The following is a 21,310-nucleotide window of genomic DNA, read 5'->3' on the forward strand; positions in this document are numbered from 1 at the left end:
TTAGGTTGCAAAGGAACTATTGGGTGATTTTTAGCCAAATGCAATATTACTTTTGGCTCCAGCAAAACTCACACACCATACTCACACACCCTTGGTTAGTGCTTCCCCATATCATCCTTTTCAACAAGCCTGGATAAAATCAAAGCCTATTATAATGAGGTTACTTTGCTAAAGCACGTGTAATATTTTTGAGATATAAGGCCCCGAAATTCCGGCGGTCGAAGAAAAACTTAATACTTCAGGCAGATTGTGCAGGGTCAAAAGGTTCTGAGCGTTTTAGCCACTCAACAAATTCAGTTTCTGGTACCGGTTTTAGAAAATAATAGCCCTGAACATAATCACAATTAAGTGCCCGTAAAATTTCCAACTGACTTTCGGTTTCAACTCCCTCTGCGACTAACTCAATTTGTAGTTGTTTTCCTAATGAGATAATTCCCTTAATTAATCGTCTGTCTTGCTGGCTTATATCAATCCTCTGAATGAACGAATGATCGAGTTTAATACAATCTATCGGTAAGGTTCTTAGATAATTCAGTGAGGAATATCCTGTACCGAAATCATCCAGACTCAAACGAACCCTGAGCTTTTTAATTGCTGACACCACTTCTTGTGCTACTTCAGGATCTTCAATAAGTACCGCTTCTGTAATTTCTATTTCCAGTAACTCAGGTTCAATTTTGTATGTCGCCAAGTGCTCTTTGATCACTTTAACAATATTAAAGTTTGTAAAATGTCTGCCCGATAAATTGACTGACAGACTCGTATTGGAAACCCCTTTACTTTGCCAGTTTTTCAATGTCTCAAATGACTTTCTCAACACATAATAATCAAGCTGGATAATTAATTTACTTTCTTCGGCATATGGAATAAATGCAGCAGGCGTCAGGAAGCCTTCCTTAGGATGCTGCCAGCGAATTAAAACTTCACACCCTGACACCTTATTCGATTTTAAATATATTTTAGGTTGATAATATAAAACCAGTTGTTCTTCTTCTAATGCTTTTACCAGATCGTTCTGGATCATTAAACGATGCTTAACATCTTCCTGCATGTCAGGCGTATATACAAAAAAGCAATTCTTACCTGAATCTTTTGCTCGATACATCGCTACATCTGCTTTTCTTTTTATTGAATTGAGAGACTCTCCATGGTCAGGAAACAATGAGGCCCCGATACTGACACCAGTTTTAACACGTTCATTTTTGATATAAAAATCTGACGAAAACACATTCAGTATTTTCCTTGTGGCAATGTTGAGCGCGTCAAGGGTTCGAAGACCAACCAACAAAATGACAAATTCATCGCCGCCGAGTCGGCAAACCAGATCTTCTTTTCGAACAGTTTGTTTTAACCTTCTGGCCACTTCAACTAACAATTTGTCGCCATAATTATGACCTTTAGTATCATTAATCGTTTTAAAGTTATCCAGATCGAGTAACAGGCAAGCAAACTTATTGGAACGCCGCAACGCCTGATCGGCGGCCAAAGTAAAACGCTCAGAAAGCACGGCTCGATTGGGTAAGCCTGTCAACGAATCATGAAATGCCCGATGGCGAAATTCGTCCGCCAGTTTTTCCAGTTCGACAGTCCGCATTTCAACAAGCTTTTCCAATTTCTCATCTCGTTGCTCAACCTTTTCCAACATATGATTAAACATTGCGGCAAGTTTGCCAACCTCGTCTGATGAATACTGTTCAGCTCTCAGACCGTAGTTTTGTGTTTGTGCAACTTGCGCAGACATCGAATATAAATGAAGAATGGGCGCGGAGATCAAACGCTGAAAAATTAACGCCAGAATCGCCGCCAAAACAACTGAAATAGTAATATTCAAGAACATCGCAATGATAATATTCTTTATGACTTCATTCAGGTTGTGATTAAATACATCGACTCGAATTATGCCGATACTTTCGCCATCAACAACAATCTGTTTTTCGATATTTTCAATTCTTTCCGGTTGGATGTTCTCGGCGCCAGAAGACAGTTCGAAAAACAAATGCTCCTCAGCATCATAAACCTTTACATTTACTATCGCTTTATCTTGAAACAGGCTTTCAACCGTTTCTTTCAAGTTATCTTTATCTTCAAATAATAAAGCAGAACCAATATTGTCGCTGATGATTTGAATTTCCATTTGAACCCTTTGCTCAAATGCCTCAGAAAAATGCGCAAACTCTTTAAATGCAGTTATCGAAGTCATCACAATTGAGACAATCAAACTGATAAAGAAAGTTATCAGTATAATTTTCCCTCGAATAGAAGCATTAACAAAATACTTCATAACTCGCTCCTTTTACGAGATAACTTGAGCAGTTTCGCGCTTATTTTTAATTGCTTTGACACAGCTAATTCATTGTCAATTTCAAAACTGAGTTTTCGACCACGCATATGAAGCAGAATAACACTATTAACTACCTGTTCATCCTCAGCCACAACGAGTGAATACTCAGGAAACCGCTCGCTGTTTTCATTGAACCATTGAGACATTGATTCGCTAACAAAAATAATATGACAGCGATTTAAAAGGTCGAGACTTTCCTGAGTAGCGCTACTCTCCTCCTTAATAGCCTCTTGATTGAAGTTTTCTTTTATTCCCCCGATATGAATCACTCTGAGTTTATATTCTTTAACTTTCTTGTTGTTAATAGTCGATAGTTGATATTGAACCTCTTTATTAACATCACCAATACAGAGGTTGACATGTTCAGTATTAGCAAAACTATCTTTCGGCCAAATTATAAACTTTGAAAAATAGTAAAGATAAGCAACTTTCATGGCCGCAGCCTTCTGCTCCGCAGCGGTTGATTGCACACAAAACATAAGCAGGATTACTAATGCAGTACAACAGTTGAACAACCTACAAACCATCCGCTAAAAACTCCAGGAAAAAGTGAGGTAGTGCGCTTTTTCAACATACAAACCATCAATCGAAAAAAAGATTCTCTGACCTTCCAGGTATCGACTTTCCCTCAGGTTTTTAAAGGTATAATTCAAATGCAGACCTGGTGAAAACTGATAGTTAACATTCACGTCAGCTGTAACAAAGTCATCAGATAAAATCACATCATTACCAGAAGAATATCTTAACCACAACTCTAGCCCTAGATCTTCAGTGAACTGATAGCTATTTTGTAATGAAGCTAAGTGATCAACAGCCTCAAGGCCGCTATCATTATCGCCAAGATAGCTATAGGAAAATTGCAGTTTCCAATCCGAACTCATTCTAGCCAATAAGTTTATCTCAACACCATCGGTTCGAAATGATTTTTCAGAATTGTAAGCTAACCTTTGAATTAAATAACTGTCAGGCCCCGGTGGAAACTCGGAAAACCCGGGCAACCCTAGATTTGAAGTCATAAGCTCGTTTTCATATTCAAACCGAAAAGCGGTCAAGTCAATATTCATATTTTCCCACAAGTGTCGATACCCGAACTCCACCGAATTAACTCGCGTATTTTTAACCTTGTGACTTTCAGTGATATTAATGACCAGGGGAAATCCGGTTCCTGTGTTTTCCGCGGGAATAGCACCAATAATTGTTCGAGTATTTTTTAGCAAGCCGACGGATGGAATGGAAGCGGCTTGTGATGCGGCAAACCAAAATCGATCTTTATCAGAAGCCTTCCACAATAGCCGAGTCGAAGGTTGAAACTCATAACCGGTCAGTGAATTATTATCGATTCTCGCACCAATTTTTAGCAGTAGTTTTTCATCCATTAACGAAAAATTACCGTTGATAAATCCACCGACATAGTCAACGCCGAGTGACTCTGGGTCAACGGCAACTGGGAAACGAGGGTCAGCAAAAAAGTCCGTTTGCGCGTGCCTTAAATTAATGCCTGTGTCGAATAAATGCTGATGATATTTATGCTGAGTTTCAAGATCAAACTGAATGTTTTCCGAATCCCAATGATACAAACTCAAATTTCTATCGGTGATATCGTAAGATAGTCTGGAACGAATCAATGTTTCTGGCGTGAGTTGAAGGTGGTAATTCACCTGAAAAACATCACCGGTTTTATCTTCAAAATTTTCAAACTGAGTGACATTGGGTAACTCATATGCAGTCCAAAAATTAGACTGTTTATTGCGAAAATGGCTAAGAGAAAACTGTAGTTCACTTTGCTCACTGTGTTTCTCTAATTGATACGTCACACGACTATCGACAAAATCTCGCTGCTGTATGGTTTCATCTCTGTTCTTCCACCCCTCGGCATCATTCCTATGAATGCTAATCGAATGAAACCAGTTATCATTAACATTGTTGTTATAATAAACATCAATATTATTTCGATAAGAGTTTCCAGTGACAACGCGGAGTTTATTTTTCGTTGCCGAATCAGCATTCTTGGTAATAATATTAATGATACCGTTTACCGCATTTGCCCCCCACGAGTCTGCATTAGGCCCCCTGATAACTTCAACTCTTTCAATGCTATTGATTGAGACATTAAGTTCGTCCCAATTCACACCGCTAAAATTAGTGTTATTGGTCACTCGCCCATTAATGAGAACTAATACGAATCGCGCAAAGCGCCCACCTGTACCTCGAATTGACACCCCCCATTCACTTGCGCCCATTCTCTCGACAAGAACGCCGGGAACCATACTCAAAGCATCAGGAATATTTTGAATATTGTTTCGACTAATGTCATCTGCGGTGATAACGTAGGCAGCATAGGGTAAATCAAATGCTTTCGATGTATTTTTACCGGCACTCTCGACTTCTATGTCCATCGAAACCAAGTCTTCCAGTTGAAGCTCTATAAGCTCCGCAGCCGTTGGTTCTGCCGCTAGTGCAATTCCGGTATTAGAAACAACAAAAAGAGAAATGATAAGAAATAGTTGAAGGTGTCGGTCCATCGCAATGTAAGTTGATTGGTCTATTATAATATTAAGTATAGTCGTTCTTTTTAATATTTCACCGAGTAAAATGAATCATCTTTTCAATTTTAAATTATTGACTTTTAGCTTTAATACAGTTTAGTAAGGGCTTGATTTAAAATAGATCAATTCAAACTTTTCATTATTTTTTGTTCATATCTTATGCGGTAAAGATATAAAGAACAAAGATTGATTCAATCAAACAATTCGATAGAAGAATTCCCAGAAGCCCAAAGAATTTCGAAGACACAATAGACGATTGATAAGTCGCCACTCCGGTCAGTCTTGAGAAGTTCAAACGAATGACTTATCTCATCTGGTGAATCATTCGCTAATTTCAATCTCAATATCTTTAAGGTAGAATCCCATTTTCAAATAAAGCAAATGATAAGCGAGAGCAATTATGGTAACTATTGAGACAAATCTTGGGAACATTAAAGTCGAGTTATTGCCTGAGAAAGCACCAGAGTCAGTCAAGAATTTTCTGGAATATGTGGAAAGCGGCCATTATGAAGGGACCATTTTTCATCGAGTGATCGAAAATTTTATGATCCAGGGTGGCGGTTTCGATAAAGAAATGAACCAGAAACCAACCAATCAGCCAATTAAATGCGAATCACAAAACGGCGTTTCCAATAAAACCGGTACTCTCGCCATGGCCAGAACAATGGACCCACACTCGGCAACCTGTCAGTTTTTTATCAATGTAAAAGATAATAACTTCCTCGACTTTACAGCCGAAACAGCTCAGGGCTGGGGCTATGCAGTCTTTGGTGAAGTTGTTGACGGAATGGCTGTCGTTAATCAGATTAAGAGTGTCGAAACCGGCTTTGCCAGCGGAATGCAAGATGTCCCTGTTGAACCTGTAGAGATTATTAAGATCACCGTAGAATAAATCAGGTCAAGGCACACAGAGCGAATTATTCAGGGTAAACATTCCATGTCGAAAATTATTCACATTATTTCTGACTTACATCTGGTGGAAAGTCAGCCACATCTGCTCAATTTATTTACTCATTACATACAAAAGATTGCGCCTGAAAGCGAGTGCCTTTATGTTCTGGGTGATCTATTTGAAGTATGGGTCGGAGATGATAATCATACGAATTTTAACCAGCAGGTTATTGATCTATTCGCAGAATATAGTCGACATGGCCAATTGTTTTTCGCCCATGGAAATCGAGATTTTTTACTTGGACATCAATTTGCCAAAGCCTGTGGCGGTGAACTAATTGATGAGCCTCATTTGCTAGACTGGGCAGGACAAACAATCTGCATGATGCATGGTGATGCATTGTGCACCGACGACGTCGCTTATCAACAACTTAGGAATACAGTAAGAAGCGAACAATGGCAACAACAGTTTCTCAGTCAAACAGTATCTAAGAGGCTTGAAATCGCAGATGGAATTCGTGCGAAAAGCAAAGATGCACAACAAAATAAAAATACGGAAATTATGGACGTGAACGCGCAAGCCGTATTTGATTGCTTTAAATCCAATCAGTGCCAGTGGCTCATTCACGGCCATACACACCGAGAAGGACGGCATATGGTCGACATGGGTGATAATAATACAGTCGAAAGAGTGGTATTGAGCGACTGGGCAGAACAAGGACACTATCTGTCGCTTAAAAATTCTCAAGTTCAAAGTCATTTTTTTGATTTAGAAAACTGACCCTGTTTTCTGTCGGTTGATTTTTCGAATAAACTTCAATTTCCTTTATACAAGGCTTTAATTTCGAAATATTATCGCTCAAGTAATTTTTCGAAATGACCAATCATTGGAAAGTAGAGCCCGGCAATTATTGGGCGACTTTCTAAACTAACGAACATATTAAAATAATCGGTCATCTGGGTGAGATAAAGCGCAGTCTCTCGTTGCAAAAATTCCTCTAACGATTCCTTTTTTTCTGGCTGAGAAGACTTGTAATCAATAATCCAGCGAACACCCGAGTCTACAAAAGTCCTGTCGATAATTCTGGTTAAATAATTGCCATGCTCCAGTTTTTTATGCAAAATCAGTTCACTTTCAGCTTCCTCTTTTGCACTCAAAACAAACCGTCCGAAATCATCATTGAGCGTCTCTTTCAATCCGTATAAAATTTTACTCACTGCATCATCCAACTCATCATCGGAAAACCAGTGAAGTTGTCTCAGTTGAGCGCTGGTTACTTGTGCCCAATTTTGCGGCAATTCGAATGCATCATGCCAATGTTCGCTCACCCACTGCAATTGGCGATGTAAAACCGTTCCGATTGTGCTCGCTCCATCGGAAATCGCCTGGCCGAGTTCCTCCTGCGCTCCCGCAATCGCTTCACCCGCAGGTAACTCATCAGGTATTGTTTGTTGCGGCATTTGAGCGGTACGAGAAATATTAACTTGCTTGATCATTCTAGATTCATAAAACGAGTCCACCGACTCAGATTTTTCTTGTTCAATTTGAACAGAATCAGCCAACTTTGAATTGATGTTTTTTCCTTCAAAGCCATTAATGATTTTAAAATCATCCTTAACACCTTGCCATAGCATTGCAAGATAGCTTAGAGAAGTGGCCGGTTTATAAGCTGGCTCAGATGGCGAGCCAGATTTAGAATCAGTTTTTACATTACCTAAAAGATAAAGGTTTTGCTTCGCACGAGTTGCGGCAACGTATAATACTCGCTGATCTTCATACTTTGATTTTTCATTATCTAAGTATGAAATATAACGGTAGACGCTATCATTTTCTCTACCGGTTTCTTTAGATATGGCGATAAGGTTATGTCCATTGCCTTCTTCATCTAACACTTGCGTCCATTTTAACAACACTTGATCTGCCATTTTTTTGCCACTATCCAACCTGGGTAATATGACGGTATCAAACTCCAAGCCCTTCGATTTATGAATGGTCATCACTTGAACTTGACCATCAGCCGCGGGACTTGAGGCCGCAAATAGTTGTTCAATCGCTTCGATTACCAGTTGACGATCATTCAATTCGCCACCTTCACTCAATTCCGATAATTTATCCAGACACACGAGCAAGTCATCTCGCTCGGATTGATAATCAAGCTGAGACAAACCACCCAACGCGACGAAACACCCCAACAGCCACTTACGAAAAGGTTTTCTTCCCTTAAACCTGATTGTCGATTGCAAAATTGGTAGAATTTTTTCACACCGCGCTCGTGATCCTTTTGACATCATCGGCATTGCACGAACAATTCTTTCAGGTATCGACATGCCTTGCTCTGTTTCTGTGAAAACCTGTTTAATATCCTGTAAATCAAGACCAAACCAGGGCGAACGCATACAAGCCGCCCATGACAATTCATCAAACTGGTCGCACAACGCAAACGCCAGGCTAGTCAAATCTGATACGATTATTTTTTGCGAAAGCCGATCAATTTCAACCGCTTCAAAATCAATATTGTTTTGATTAAGCAACTCGATAATTTCAGTGAAGTTTGTTCTGCTTCTCGCTAGAATTGCGAGGGTTTTCTTCTTTTCGAGTTGCCGGTTTTCATCAAGGTGACTTTGGACTATTTCAATAACTTTGTTGGCTTGTGCGATATTATTGTCCGCATCTACAGTGAAGAAACTTTCAACCTGGGCGCTCTTACTGCTTTGATTGAAAGCAACAGAGTCAGCATAACTCACCGCTGAAAATGTCAAATCTTCTTCTTCCGGCATAATTTGGCTAAATTGCCTATTAACCCAGTCAACGATTGTTTTGTGAGAGCGAAAGTTGACTTTTAGCTGGCGAAATTTTGGTTTTATAATACCGATTCCTCGATTTCTAATTCTCATGAATAAGCTGACATTCGCGTCGCGAAACCGATAAATCGATTGCATCGGATCGCCGACCAAAAATAAAGTTCGCCCACTATCGCGTTCCCAACCTGCCGTTAGCAATTTAATTAATTCGATCTGCGGCGTCGACGTATCCTGGAACTCATCAATAAGAATATGCTCCAATTTATAATCGAGTGCCAAAGCCAGATCTGAAGGCATATCTTCATGTCCAAGCGCTTCGAGAGAAGCAAGCGCCAGTTCGGAAAAGTCGATTACGTTATGACGACTAAAAACAATTTTGAGATGAGCTAACGCAACCGGTAATAGCGCGATGGCAGAATTTAAACTTTGGTAGGTTTGTTCTTTGTCAGATTGTTCATGACTAAGAGGTTCAGAATCGAAGCCATCTTGTTCCGTGTGAACAAAATTGTAACGGTCGGGTAAAATCGTTACCTGGTAAAGTAAGCTCCCGACACCTGAATGAGCCTTCAAACACTTAGCGATTTCGTCAACTCGTTTTTTGTTTTGTTTAAATTGTTGTTTTTCTATTTCGTCTTTGGCATTTTTTTCTGGTGGAAACCCGTTTTTTACATTGAAACGGCTGAGTATTTCTCCTTTACCACTCGCTTTCAAAAATAGTTCAGCGATAGCTTTCCACAAATACAACTCCTCAGCTAACTCAACTTCATGCTCAAAAAAGTCGCTCTCTTCGTAGTTGGCAGATATACAGGTCTTTTTGTCGAGCCAATCAGGACGGACAATTGCATCCACCGGTTGAAGGTCACACAAATAATGTTTAGTTACCTTTTCACTATTTCTCAACACAGCACTGGCTTGATTAAGCAAAGCCGGTAATTCACTAAGAACATCAACAGGAATTATGTCGTAAATGTTCTTCAACGTGTTTCGTACGACAACATCCAGAGAACGTGCCAGTAATTGCTGATTAAACCGACGACCATGTGCGCCAATTTGCGCCAACCATTGCAACCTTTTCCCAAGCATTTGCGCGATCAATTCACTAACCAGATTTAGGTTATTATCTTTATGCTTAAGCAGCTGCTTAATATCTTCAGCAGTTTTATCGCCATTAGAAATAGATGCCAACAAATTATCTGCGGCCTCACGGTAATATTTAAATGCATTTTCAGCAATCGCCGGCAGGGCTCCTGTCTGCGATAGCAATGGTAACGCAGCGCTCAAACTGGCCGATAAACTATCAATGGTAGTCACGTTCAAACGCGAAGCGTTTTCAACCAGATGCCAATTTTTTTCTTTGTCCCGTTTCAGTACCTTTTTTGCCATTTTCCAACGAAATCGTTCATGAGGCGCTTCTGGTTCTGGTCCTTGCGCTAAAGTTAATGCAGAGACCACTCGGCTTCGCATTTCAGCGGCTGCTTTTCGGGTAAAAGTAATCGCAAGAATATTTTCCGGTTTTTCTACAGCGGCTAACAACGCAAGGATTCTCTGAGTGAGTAACTCAGTCTTACCAGACCCTGCCGGAGCCTGCACAATATACGACTCAACCGGGTTAAGCACCTCTTCTCGCACTGACTGATCAATTACATTACTCATCGCTGGATTTACTTTTTCCTGTGTCACTAACGGTTAATTCTTCTGCCTCGGGTTGCGTCTCAGATATCCTGCAAAAAGCTGAAAATTCGCAATATCGACACGATTCAGTTCTACTTTTGGGAGATACCGGCATATCACCGCTTGAAATTTTTTCAACCAGCGCTTCGAGGTTTCTCTTCCACTGTTGCGCAAGGGATGCCGACCTATCAATCAATTCGGCATTACTTTGTAAATATTTGGTTTTATCTTTTTCCTGTCCCAACCCTTTTTCTAAAAATCGATAAGTGGTTTCATCTGCTTTGTCATCACTTTTTTGATTTGATTTTTGTTCATTAAACCAAACGCCACTTATCGATATTTCGCCAGTTTTAATTTTAGCGTAGGATAAACTTTCAATCATTTCGTCACTACATGCCAAAACATAAGCAGGCATTTGGGCTTCTTCCGGTCTTTTTCCCAACCATTTTTTAAAATCCGTTTGCCCTGTTTTATAATCGATAATCTCAATGCTACCGCTTTGCTGTTCACTGTCATTAGTAATCCGATCAATTCGATCTACTCGAAATTTAAACTCTAACTGACCGAGACGTAGACTTTTATCAACTTCTGTTTCAACTTCAAAAGGTTTGCGCGTCTTCTCTAATTCAAGCCACTCACAAATTTGTGAAATAAGTTTTTGATATTCGATATCAATGATTTCCGCAGGCGCGCTGGCAAAGAGTTCAGATTCAAATTCAGATTTTGATGTTTCTAAAATACGCGCAACTTGTTGCTTAATTTCAGTTGGAGAAAGCGACAATAATTTTGCTTGAGTTTTTAGTTCATCCCACAAAAGCTCCATCGAACGATGTAGCCAGGCGCCTTTGGTTTTTGCTTCAATTCCCTTTACTTGCTGTTGCGTACCTCTCAATTGAAACTGAAACCTGGCCATCGCTTTAAACGGGCAACTGGCATATTGACCGAGTAGATAAGCACCACCGGAAATTTTACCGGCAGGCAGTTCCACATTGTCATCGTAACGCCAATGATAATCAGGAGTCACCGGCAACAAAGGCTCTAAGATTTGAGCGTTAATATTTTCCTCTGTTGGAAATCGAATAAAAAATGGAGATGCGGTGGAAAGTTCATCATCAGCTGCAACACTCTCGGTTATCCAGATTTGACTGGCACTTTGTAATAAAGATTGCGACAAACTTTGAGCGTACTCAAACTCGCGCTCAGCAGAACATGACGGCATAGCGTTAGCTTGCTGAAAAGCAATTGGTAAAAACGGGTTTGATTTTACTTTTTGCGGCCAATTATCGCGATTAAATCCAACTAAAATCGTCTTATCAAATACCAGACCGCTGGCCTCGAGAACTCCTAGCACATGAACATTCGTTCTGTCGCTGGGAAGTTGGAAAGCGGTTTGCTTTAGCAGCTGTAATAAAAATTCTCGCGCGAGATTAACTTTAACTTTTTTATAGACGATGGCTAACTTTGATGTTTGTTTTATCAGAGCCTTAAACTCAACCAATAACTTCTGCTCTGCCTCATCAAAGTCGTACTCATGGCACCAACCCCACTGGCGTAATACTGAATTCCAGAAATCCCCCCAGGCAGTCATCGTCCTTGAGTAATTTTGTCTATTTTGCAGTTCATCGATTCTTTGCCGTAAAACAGAAAGCTTTGAGGATTCCGGTGACTGGTCAATAGCATTAATTAAGTAATGGTAGGAATATTTCGCATAAGCCAACAAACCTTGTTGGTAAAGAAAGCGTTTGATTGAGCCTTCCTCTGCCCCCCAATTGATATATGGCGTGTTTTTGATAAATAACAGTGATTGCAGATCCAAGCCTGAGCTTTGAAAACTGATTATTTTAACTGCTGCCGACACCATCGGCATTTGCTGAATAGGCTGACCGGCAGACACATTGTATTGACATTTTTTGAGAGAATTCCATGGCAAAGATTCATCTGGCTGAAAATAGTCACTAAAGATTTGATGAACCAGGTCGAGATGACTTGCCAACTGATTAACAACAACGGCGACGGAAGTCGTCGATGAATCGGCGGCGGAATCTCTGGCTATGGCTGCTGCAATTTCTACTTCCTGTCTAAAATCTAATACTTCAATTCTCGATACTTTATCTGCCGAGCATTTTGCTGTGAATTCATTCACTTCAATATTAAAAGACTGGCATTTCTTAAATAATGATTTTTCTGCCGGCGTTAGTTGGTTAAAACCGACCAAAACAATTTTCGTCGGCAGCCTGTCAGTAACCAGATCTAATCTATCTAATACGAAATTGGTAATCGCAAATTCTGGAATTAGTGCTTTATCCTGTAAAAATGACTCTAGTTGTTTGCTCCACCGAATAAAGTAATGGTGTTCCGGCACTTCAGCCTGTTCGATATCATCAATGCACAATTCCCATTGTATAAGGTTTCTGTACGCTTCCAACGCTTTTTCAGCAACCCCTAATTCGTTCGTCAGTTGCCAATTGTCTGTGTTGGCTATTTGTTCTTTTAACCAGGTTTTTAGTTCCAGGTTTCCAATAATTGACGGAATAGACTCGATAAATGAAATTTCCTGCCACAGGTTCTGCAACCATTGAGACAAAGATAAAACATCAGGTGCTCTTACAACTTGTCGCTCTGCTTCGTTCTTTAATGCACCAACGACCACTGCTCCCTGGGTTCGTGAGTTGGGTGTCAGTATTAAAGTCGAATCATCGACAAGCGTGGCCAGTTCATCGTAATTGATGCTGATGGGCATGAAATTAAGTTCTCTATTCGCTTTTTATTAGAATTTTTATCTGCAACTCTATCTAACATCGAAGAATCAAGTTATCTGATTGTCTTAGTTTAGTGGTCTTAGTTTAGTAAAACTCAATCGATGACAGAAGAAACATTAAGCGCCTTCATTCGCTTAAAATAGCCGCTTAAAATTGCTTGAAACAAAGCCATTTACAATCGCAGATATTGTGGGGTACATATTAATGGGTTACAAGGCGCATTTTAAGGTCTAAACAGAAATGTTTTAAAGAATATTATGGTTTTGTTGATTTAGCAGGCCTTATCACTTTCTTTCAGGCATTAAAAAAGGCAGCTAAGAAGCTGCCTTTTTTAAATTTCTTCGACCTATCCAAGTATAATCCGTTGCCGTTTCCGATTTGGCTCCGTCAAATTCCTCAAGTCCTTCTCTCAATTCCATTGACAGGTAACCCTTTTACCACTATCCAATAAATCCTTTGCAATCCATGCCGTCTTCCTGACATATTCCTTTCTCACACCTACTAAGTTCGTCTTTGAACTTATCCATCACACCAGTTTCCTACCGGTCGCTTTTCCCTTAAGCGGTGTTTCCTTGTCAATTCATCCTTGGCACAGGAGAAATTCTAGTCGAAACAGATTTACAAACAAGCGAGAAGTTTCCAAGTTTTTGAAGGACAGCGATTGTCCTGACATTTGAAAAAAGTTAATAAATTATATTTATCAATAAGTTAAGCGTTTTTTTATAAAATGGAAGGCATTAATTCTTAACTGTTTTTAGGCGATATCCCACGGCTTTGTGAGAGATATCTCACAAGCCCCCGAGGAAAAATCCTACACGACTTATTTTTCGGATTGGCGCATAAACTGGAACTCATTAAGAAATCAAACCAATAATCTCAATACGCGTTAAAAAAATCGAATTTGAGACCTTCGATTGCGGGAAATACAGCATCAAATTCTGAAACATCAAAGTTGATCATAGAGGTCAAAAAACAAACAATAGAACCGTCAAAGTTTGAATATTGTCGCTCTATTGGGATATTCCCACGGGATAAACCACAAAATCACGATACCCGGTAATAACCCTTTTTCTGCCAACAAGCTCATTATCGAGTGCCGCGTCACCTGTATCGGTTAATAAAGGCCTTCCATCTAATTGATTGAGTTTGGACTTGGTCGCAATCACCTCAAAATTTTTCCAGCCTGCCTGACGAATCACTTCGGGGCTGTACTGATGATTACCTCTGCCGAGTATATGCCCCTGGCCACCTATCACGGTAATGATAAACTTAAGTTGTTTTCCTTGCGCCAATAGTTCGAGGAAATCTTTCTCAATGGCGTCTTCTCGGTATAGTTCGCCCTGAAAAACGATATCAGATCCAAGTAGTGTGTTGTTCAAATTAAGCTGTTCCATCACTACCGCACAAGTTGTTCCAGAACCAATAACGTAATAAGTGTCGTCTTCCATTGACTCAATGACTTCCGCTGCAATATCGTCAAGGACAAGCTCTTCTAATTCTCGACCACCACTTTTGACCGCCTGAACATAAGCGAGTGCACCCGGGACATTAAGATTGCCATACTGCCTTGCTTTGACGACCCCCTCTCTGAAAGCATTTTCGTCAATATCCATCACATCTGCCGACAGCAAGCTCAAAATCTTACCTTCGATCATTTCCTTGACCAATAATCCCGCAGCCTGGGGAGTGATAGCGTAAACGCCTGAGTGAATCTTGACGCCGGCAGGAATACCAAGAACTAGCTGTTCTTCGTCACATACCTGGTAAATATTTCGCGCCGTTCCATCACCACCAGCAAACAACAACAGATCAACTCCCTGCTGCTGAATAACCTTAACCGCATTGCAGGTGTCCTTCTCGGTCGAAGGTTGTTCAGCCTGCACTAGCGTGTGATATGAAAAACCGAGTCGACGGCATAGGTCTTCCCCCATATCTCCCGATACGGTAAACACTTCAAATGAGTCAGCTAGCGGCAATAGGACCTCGAGCGCAATAGAAGCTTTTGACTGTGCAAGTTTGATCGCTCCCATCTGCATGGCTTTTTCGCGAATCGTTTGTCCATCGCTTCCTTTTAATCCAATACGCCCGCCGATACCAGCAAAAGGATTAACGATTAAGCCAAGTTTAAACATTTTGAATTCCCACTAGTGAAGACTGATTTTCATACTTTTCCTGACGGTCATCGACTAAAGTGTCAGGCAATATTTGCTGGATTGTTAAGTCGCGGTTAAAGTGTTGTCTTAATGTATTGAAGAGTAATGCCGCACGCGTTGGTAAAGAATCATTCATTAAATAATCTTTTAGCTGCTCAGTCACCGATTTTTTGAATGATGCCGAAGCGTCAATGTTTTGCGAAACATTGTCAGCGGAAAAATTGAAAATATGATTACAGGCTAAAGAAAGCGCCCATTCTATCGCTTGCGGCTTAACCTCAACTTTTTCAAACTCAAGTTGTTCCTGTAACGATCGCCCTTCTGGTTTATACCAATATCCAAAATCATCCAGGCCACGACGTTTTACTCCGGCAACACACCAATGGGCGATTTCATGCAATGCGCTAGAGAGAAAGTCTTCTCGGGAGTATATGATAGCAGGCGATCCCCCTTTTGCCGCACGATAAAAGGGCTCGTCTGCGCCAATTTGTAAACGAACATTTTCACTCTGAAAGAACAGCTGATTAAAGATTTCTACCAACTTATCTAACTTTGGGGCCTTACCCGACATCATAAATCCAGGAATTCAACAAATTAGTAAGCAATTTTAATGCTCATTTGCAAACTATTCACTATAATTATGGTAATTATCTTTGGGATTTTAATGATAACTGGATTCATTTTTAAATGATTTTGGTTTTAAACGGCGATATTCACTATTCCGTCTTCTAATCTCAATCAGAGTAATTGATCAATTAGAAATACTTGATCAACTAAAGCTATTTAAGTCAGTCACTTTCAGTCAAAGTTGTTATGAGTGAGCAAATTTTAAAAGTTGAAGCCGATCCTCGCGATCAAGCCTGTATTCAGATTACCCTGCGCCATTCTCCCAGAAAATTTCAATTCTGGCGCTCAGCGACGCCACAAGTGGTGGTGTACAAGGGCCATGGCAATAATTGGTATCGCCTGCCGTCGTTTAAACCCGCACCATCGAGATTAATTCCTTTACTTAAAGCGATTTCTTACGGGCCGCAATTTAAGCACCTCCGCTACAGAATTTATAACTAGGGCGTGTTGCCCTGATCTGACTATTTCCCCAAATGCTGCAACTTGGCGCCAGCAGCAATATATCTAAGCTGAGTTATCGCCCGTTTGGCAATTTGATCGCGCTGACCGGGTTTTGAATCTAGCGCTTCTGCCCCGGCATTAAATACAATGGCAACCATGGCTTCCGCCTGGGCGTAGGCAGCTTCTCTTTCGTACCCGATAGATTGCATGAAATCAGTAAGCTCAACGATGAAATACTGAATTTCCCTGGCAACCGCCTGACGCATGGTTAAAGCTGTTCCTGATCGCTCATGAAAAAGCAGACGAAAAATATTTGGGTTACTCTCGGAAAACTCCATGAAGGTTTCCACCGAGGTGTAAATAACGCTACCGCCTTTTTCAAATCTTTTTCGCGCCTTACGCATTAACTGACGAAGTGCGAGACCACATTCATCAACCAGCGTTAGCCCAAGTTCTTCCATATCTTTGAAATGTCGATAAAAAGAGGTAGGCGCAATTTGTGCTTCTCTAGCAACCTCTCGCAAACTTAAACTGGCAAAACTTTTATCCGCGCTAAGCTGACCTAACGCCGCTTCAATAATTGCACGACGGGTTCTTTCTTTTTGTTGCGAACGACTGATAGCCATAAGGAATTGATTTTATTAAATATTGTTTTTAATTTCAAAATTAGCACACAGTTTACACGAAAATAGTGAGCAACAAAATTTTGACAAAGCATTGGATTCTCACATTGCTTTTAACGTGACGCATGGCTATACTTCGAAACAAATTCAGCGCACATTTGTACGCTTAAATTGAAGCTTAATTGATGATCGATTTATTGATAGTTGATTTGTTGGTAATAATGTAATTAATCATTCACAGGATTTCTTTACAATGCAGTCTCATAATTCACCGGAAAAATCCCAGAATTTGGCTACAAACTCTCAAACCCCGAACGGCACTTCTCACAAACCTAAACTGATTTGGCTGAATATATTAGTCTTCTCAATTACCTTTGCTATCGCATTAGTTGGATTGCCTGTTTACGCTTATTTTTACGATTTTGATGTTCAGACCATCATTGCCTTCATCGTTGCAACTGGCTTTTGTGGTATGTCCATTACAGCAGGTTATCATCGACTGTGGTCACACAGAGCTTATGAAACCAACATTTTTATTCGCTTTATTTATGCCATTGGTGGTGCCTTTGCTATTCAAAACAGTGCGCTTCACTGGAGTTCCGATCACCGTGTTCACCACCGACATGTCGATGATAATGATATCGACCCCTACTCAGCTAAACGTGGTTTTTGGTATTCCCACATCGGTTGGATGTTGCGAGAGTATCAACAGCATCGCTACAGCGATTATAAGAATGTTCGCGACTTACAAAGAGATCCTATCGTGATGTGGCAACACAGAAATTACTTAATGCTGGTCGTGTTGACTAATTTTGGTTTCCCGCTTTTATTTGGTCTTATCAACGGAAATATCGTCGGCAGTTTATTATTAATTGGCGTTACTCGTCTGGTTGTCAGTCACCATGTCACTTTCTTTATCAACTCTTTGGCTCACATGTGGGGCAGCCAACCTTATAGCGACCAAAACACGGCAAAAGACAACCCTCTGGTTGCATTGCTCACATACGGCGAAGGCTACCATAACTTCCATCACGCGTTTCAATATGATTATCGTAACGCAATCAAATGGTGGCAGTTTGACCCAACCAAATGGTTTATCAAGTCATTGAGTTGGCTCGGTCTGGCTAAAAACCTGAAAAAGATTTCAGAAGAAAAAATCAATCAGGCAATCGCTAAGCAACAACTTAACAAAACTTGCTGCAAATTGATGAATTTAAGTTTGCCTGATAGAGAAGAAGTTTTAGCAAAGGTGCAGCAAGAGTACGATGAACTATTAGAAAGAATGACAGCATTTTATAAAGCGCAAAGAGCCTGGTTGGAAGTCACCAAAGACCAACTGGTAGAAAATGTTGAGAAGAGCAATATTTCTCAACAGTACAATGAATTAAAAATAAGCTGGTTTGAACAGCGAAAAAACTGGCATAGTTTAATTCACCAGTATGCATAATCCATAGGCATAGAAACAGCCCCCTCAGCAATTAGCTGGATTATTGGTTTGTGATCCAGCTACCATATTACCGTCCAATGATGGTTCATTAAAAAATAATTCAGTTTATAATGACATTGTTTTCGTACTCACTCTATTTTTTTGGGATCTGGTTTTCTTTTGCGATCTCATTATTGAATAGTTAAGAATAGCGTCATTAAAAATTAAAAGGAAAAAAAATGAACTTCAAATACTTGGCCATTGCCGCGGTTTCTTTGCTTTCTCTCAATGTGGCAGCAAAGGAAGAAAGTCACCACCACAACTTTACCAAAGAAGTGGCCGCCTTCCACGACGTTTTGGCACCCTTGTGGCATTCACCTGATGGCAAACAGAAACAAACTGATACTTGTGCCAAAGTCGCCAAGTTAAAAAAGCTCGCCACAGATATCCCGCAAAGCGAACAATTAACAAAAAATCTAACTGCACTGGCAGAGACTTGTAATCAAGATCAGAAGTTGTTTGATAAAGCTTTTCATCATGTTCACCTCGCATTTCATAACATCAGTGATGCCAAAAAAGCTCACAAAAAACATAAGGAGTAGTAAGACGGATTTAGTGTGACTGAATTAGTATGATTGGGTGGACGCTACCAATTTTTTTAGCGTCCACTTATTTTGCAGTGAAAGGAAGTCTAACTATCAGAAAAAGTACAAAACTTATTGGCTTGCTTTACCTTGCTGACTAAGTTCTCTTAGTCTTTCTTTCTGTTGTTTTTTCTCTGCGCGTCTTTGCAATAATTCTTTTTCTGCGTCACCGCCAATATGCTGCTGACCTCTGCATTTGGCTAGTTGAATTTGTTTTTCTCGCTCAAGATATCGTGCTTTTTGTTCAGGCGTTGTTTTATCGTAACAATAAGGACAACTCACACCTTGTACAAATTTTTCGTTTTGTTTATCTTGCTCGGTAATTGGTAATCGACAAGCATTACATTGATCATAACTGCCAGGCTTTAATTCATGATCAACCGTCACTCGGTCGTCAAATACAAAACACTCTCCATTCCATGTTGACTGCTCTTTCGGCACTTCTTCGAGATATTTTAGAATGCCGCCTTTTAAATGATAAACTTCGTCAAACCCTTGTTGTTTTAAATACGCGGTAGACTTTTCGCAGCGAATCCCACCGGTGCAAAACATCGCAACTTTTTTGTGCTTGGATGGATTTAAATGGGTATCGACATATTCAGGAAACTCTCGAAATGTTTCAGTCTTAGGATTAACCGCATTATCGAAAGTCCCTACCGCAACTTCATAATCATTTCGAGTATCGACAAGAATAACATCAGGATCATTAATCAAATCGTTCCAGTCCTTAGGCTCGACATAGGTCCCTACCACCTGGTTTGGGTCAATGTTCTCTACTCCCATGGTCACAATTTCTTTCTTTAACTTAACTCTGGTGCGTTTAAATGGAGCGCTTTGTGATATTGATTCTTTAGTGACAATATTGTCTAGTCCAGGCTGTATTTCGAGCCAGACTAACAGACTATCAATTGCCTCTCGCGATCCGGAAACAGTGCCGTTAATTCCTTCATGAGCAAGTAACAAAGTGCCGCGAATTTGATTCGCTAACATGAAATCTAATAGAGGTTGACGAAGAGATTGGTAATTTTCAAGCGCCACAAATTTATATAGCGCGCATACGATATATTTTGACATGAGTACTTCCAACTGCGGTCTGAAGCGTAAATTCAGAGCATTAATTAAGAACGGAGAATTATAATTAAAAAGTTAGTAGAGGCAAGAAAATTGTTTATAAATTAAACAAGTTTTTCTCGTTTTTATAGAATTTAGGCGTAATTAGCTGATTTTAATGAAAAATAATGATACCGGAACGCGCATACTTATCAACGATAGCACTTCTTTTGCGCTTAAATCTCACTACAAACTTCGTAATTCTCAATGAACTGGCTAGTAAAACGAGTTACAGCCAGTTCCAGTTAATTGCTTGTCTGGATGAGCGATACCCCATAGTGTGACAGCTTACTTCGCAGACAATACTCTCATCATAATATCATCAGCAACGACGCCACTTTGCATCAGCATCGAAGCAAAGTCCCAGGTTTCATGGCTTTCAACCACCTGACCATCTCGAAAACGAACTATGGCAGTCCCGGAAAAATTGACAGGCTTTGATGACTCTTGATGGGTGCCGTAAACATGAGCATGAAATGCCACAAAGTCGCCCGAATCGACTATTTTCCTCACTTCAATTCGGATATCGGGAAAAGTCGAAGTAAATTGTTCCCAAACCTGCTTGAAGTCGCTTCTGCTAACAGGTTCCGGTGAGTAGTTGCCATGAAGTTGTGCATCCTCAGCCATCAATTCATCAATAGCTTTTGGGTTACGTGGTTCGCACCAAACTTCTTGAAACCAACGATTAACTAATTCAGAATTTGTACTCATTAAGTTCTCCTTAATTTTAACACCAGTCTGGAAATGGTTTGTTAACTAGGTGAACCTTGATAGAAATCACTTTCTATCCTGAACTCGTGATAGGAATAACCAGAAAGATAATCAAGATCTCGTTCTTAATTATAGCTTTTTTAACCAGAAGCGCGCAGGAACATAAGGTTGCGAGAAAAGGACAATAAAACGAAAGCTACAACAGTCAACAACTTTATACTGTTGTAGCAATGATGATGTTATTTTGTCGTAAGCCACAGAGCATGGATTACGCCAGGTAAAAACATCAAAATGCAGAGAATGATATTGATCACGAGATCTTTACCCGCTCCCTTTTTGAGAAATACTGCAACAGGTGGTAATAAAATCGCTAGAATAATTAATAAAACTTTGTTCATATCGCTTTTCCTTCAATGACGACAAACATATAGTATGTTTGCAGATGCACTATTTTTGTTTTTGAGCCACTTTAAAAGCAGCTCTCGAAACTCCCTTAAACGTAGACCATGTTTTTTAGAGTGCCAACTCTCAATCGCAATAATCCCCAATAAGAAATTATTTCGAT

The 21,310-nt window shown here is 40.1% G+C and carries 16 protein-coding genes; 5 read left to right on the forward strand and 11 right to left on the reverse strand.

Features of this window, described 5'->3' with window-relative positions:
• Positions 1 to 238 precede the first annotated feature (238 nt).
• Genes FLL46_RS16545 through FLL46_RS16555 form a run of 3 tightly spaced genes read right to left on the reverse strand, consistent with a single transcriptional unit; the run spans position 239 to position 4,863 of the window.
• Entirely contained in the window at positions 239 to 2,281 is a 2,043-nt protein-coding gene (locus FLL46_RS16545) for a putative bifunctional diguanylate cyclase/phosphodiesterase (protein ID WP_142932442.1), read from the reverse strand.
• Positions 2,278 to 2,820: a YfiR family protein gene (locus FLL46_RS16550; RefSeq protein ID WP_168204200.1), complete on the reverse strand. Its 543-nt coding sequence runs from the start codon at positions 2,818 to 2,820 to the stop codon at positions 2,278 to 2,280. Before FLL46_RS16550 ends, FLL46_RS16545 begins: the two co-directional genes overlap by 4 nt.
• Positions 2,821 to 2,871: 51 nt before the next feature.
• Complete coding sequence (locus FLL46_RS16555; RefSeq protein WP_142932444.1) at positions 2,872 to 4,863, reverse strand: TonB-dependent receptor plug domain-containing protein; 1,992 nt, start codon at positions 4,861 to 4,863, stop codon at positions 2,872 to 2,874.
• 424 nt (positions 4,864 to 5,287) lie between these two features.
• Here FLL46_RS16555 and FLL46_RS16560 point away from each other — a divergent pair, with 424 nt between their 5' ends.
• Both FLL46_RS16560 and FLL46_RS16565 read left to right on the forward strand, forming a co-directional pair.
• Positions 5,288 to 5,779 carry a peptidylprolyl isomerase gene (locus tag FLL46_RS16560; RefSeq protein WP_142932445.1) on the forward strand — a complete coding sequence of 164 codons (492 nt, stop codon included), beginning with the start codon at positions 5,288 to 5,290 and terminating at the stop codon, positions 5,777 to 5,779.
• 45 nt (positions 5,780 to 5,824) lie between these two features.
• Complete coding sequence (locus FLL46_RS16565; protein ID WP_246119335.1) at positions 5,825 to 6,559, forward strand: UDP-2,3-diacylglucosamine diphosphatase; 735 nt, start codon at positions 5,825 to 5,827, stop codon at positions 6,557 to 6,559.
• 71 nt (positions 6,560 to 6,630) lie between these two features.
• Here the strand turns inward: FLL46_RS16565 and FLL46_RS16570 are convergent, their stop codons facing one another.
• The 4 genes from FLL46_RS16570 to FLL46_RS16585 all read right to left on the reverse strand — a co-directional run bounded on the left by FLL46_RS16570 (position 6,631) and on the right by FLL46_RS16585 (position 15,734).
• Positions 6,631 to 10,233: a UvrD-helicase domain-containing protein gene (locus FLL46_RS16570; RefSeq protein ID WP_142932446.1), complete on the reverse strand. Its 3,603-nt coding sequence runs from the start codon at positions 10,231 to 10,233 to the stop codon at positions 6,631 to 6,633.
• Positions 10,226 to 12,991, reverse strand: a complete 2,766-nt coding sequence (locus tag FLL46_RS16575) for a PD-(D/E)XK nuclease family protein (protein ID WP_142932447.1) — start codon at positions 12,989 to 12,991, stop codon at positions 10,226 to 10,228. Before FLL46_RS16575 ends, FLL46_RS16570 begins: the two co-directional genes overlap by 8 nt.
• A 1,029-nt stretch (positions 12,992 to 14,020) precedes the next feature.
• A complete protein-coding gene (locus tag FLL46_RS16580; protein ID WP_142932448.1) occupies positions 14,021 to 15,142 on the reverse strand; it encodes an ATP-NAD kinase family protein in 1,122 nt (373 codons plus the stop codon).
• Positions 15,135 to 15,734 (reverse strand): elongation factor P hydroxylase, encoded by a 600-nt coding sequence (locus tag FLL46_RS16585; protein WP_142932449.1) that lies wholly within the window; start codon positions 15,732 to 15,734, stop codon positions 15,135 to 15,137. Before FLL46_RS16585 ends, FLL46_RS16580 begins: the two co-directional genes overlap by 8 nt.
• A 242-nt stretch (positions 15,735 to 15,976) precedes the next feature.
• Between FLL46_RS16585 and FLL46_RS16590 the strand changes: the two genes are divergently transcribed.
• Entirely contained in the window at positions 15,977 to 16,231 is a 255-nt protein-coding gene (locus FLL46_RS16590) for a hypothetical protein (RefSeq protein ID WP_142932450.1), read from the forward strand.
• 20 nt (positions 16,232 to 16,251) lie between these two features.
• Here the strand turns inward: FLL46_RS16590 and fabR are convergent, their stop codons facing one another.
• A complete protein-coding gene (gene fabR / locus FLL46_RS16595; RefSeq protein ID WP_142932451.1) occupies positions 16,252 to 16,857 on the reverse strand; it encodes an HTH-type transcriptional repressor FabR in 606 nt (201 codons plus the stop codon).
• A 250-nt stretch (positions 16,858 to 17,107) separates the two neighbouring features.
• Between fabR and FLL46_RS16600 the strand changes: the two genes are divergently transcribed.
• On the forward strand, positions 17,108 to 18,301 hold the full coding sequence (locus tag FLL46_RS16600) for a fatty acid desaturase (RefSeq protein WP_142932452.1): 1,194 nt from the start codon (positions 17,108 to 17,110) through the stop codon (positions 18,299 to 18,301).
• A 218-nt stretch (positions 18,302 to 18,519) separates the two neighbouring features.
• A complete protein-coding gene (locus FLL46_RS16605; protein WP_142932453.1) occupies positions 18,520 to 18,882 on the forward strand; it encodes a hypothetical protein in 363 nt (120 codons plus the stop codon).
• A 114-nt stretch (positions 18,883 to 18,996) separates the two neighbouring features.
• Here the strand turns inward: FLL46_RS16605 and trhO are convergent, their stop codons facing one another.
• The 3 genes from trhO to FLL46_RS16620 all read right to left on the reverse strand — a co-directional run bounded on the left by trhO (position 18,997) and on the right by FLL46_RS16620 (position 21,143).
• The gene (gene trhO / locus FLL46_RS16610) at positions 18,997 to 19,998 is read right to left on the reverse strand and encodes an oxygen-dependent tRNA uridine(34) hydroxylase TrhO (RefSeq protein ID WP_142932454.1); all 1,002 of its coding nucleotides are present in this window, start codon (positions 19,996 to 19,998) and stop codon (positions 18,997 to 18,999) included.
• 324 nt (positions 19,999 to 20,322) lie between these two features.
• The gene (locus FLL46_RS16615; protein WP_142932455.1) at positions 20,323 to 20,745 is read right to left on the reverse strand and encodes an ester cyclase; all 423 of its coding nucleotides are present in this window, start codon (positions 20,743 to 20,745) and stop codon (positions 20,323 to 20,325) included.
• 239 nt (positions 20,746 to 20,984) lie between these two features.
• Positions 20,985 to 21,143: a YqaE/Pmp3 family membrane protein gene (locus FLL46_RS16620; RefSeq protein WP_142932456.1), complete on the reverse strand. Its 159-nt coding sequence runs from the start codon at positions 21,141 to 21,143 to the stop codon at positions 20,985 to 20,987.
• Positions 21,144 to 21,310: the final 167 nt, after the last annotated feature.

Source organism: Aliikangiella coralliicola (assembly GCF_007004725.1).
In the GTDB taxonomy this organism is placed as follows: Bacteria; Pseudomonadota; Gammaproteobacteria; order Enterobacterales; family Kangiellaceae; genus Aliikangiella; species Aliikangiella coralliicola.